Consider the following 681-nt stretch of genomic DNA (forward strand, 5'->3'; position numbering starts at 1 on the left):
CCTCTAGCATTGCCAGATGTATTATAATTGCCCACTAATGTGGGTGTGAAAGTGGCATTGACGGTTAATTGTTTCTCAAAGGATAACCCACCTTGGTCTGTGGTTTTGACTCTAATGCTGTAACTGTTTTTGGTTTGGTAGTCAAATACAGCGTTGGTTTTGAGTTGATTATTGGTAATGGTGAAAAAACTATTATCAGTTGCACCTATTCCTGATACTAAGCTATAGGTAAAGGTGTCTCCTGTATCTGGGTCTGTGGTGGAAAGATTACCAACTACTGTACCAATAATTTGGTTTTCCGCAACGGTGCTATTAGAGAGAGTTAAATTAGTAGGAGTTTCGTTAACGTTGCTGACATCAATAATCTTTAAACCACCGTCATTATCAGCTACATAAGCGTAGTTACCGACTACTTGCACACCTCTAGCATAGCCAGAAGTATCATAATTGCCTTTGCGGGTGGGGTTAGTGGGGTTGCTAATGTCTATTATTTGTAGTCCTGAATACGCATCAGCTACATAAGCGTAGTTACCGACTACTTGCACATCATAAGCATAGCCAGATGTATCATAATTGCCTTTGCGGGTGGGGGTAGAGGGGTTACTAATGTCAATTATTTGTAGTCCTGATTCTCCATCAGCTACGTAAGCATAATTACTGACTACTTGCACACCCTGAGCA

At 40.8% G+C, this 681-nt stretch carries 1 protein-coding gene; it reads right to left on the minus strand.

Features of this window, described 5'->3' with window-relative positions:
- On the minus strand, positions 1-681 hold a 681-nt coding region (locus ACIR310F_RS24970), incomplete at both ends, for a cadherin domain-containing protein (protein WP_196803242.1).

Origin of the sequence: Dolichospermum circinale AWQC310F (genome assembly GCF_000426925.1) — a bacterium.
GTDB lineage: Bacteria > Cyanobacteriota > Cyanobacteriia > Cyanobacteriales > Nostocaceae > Dolichospermum > Dolichospermum circinale.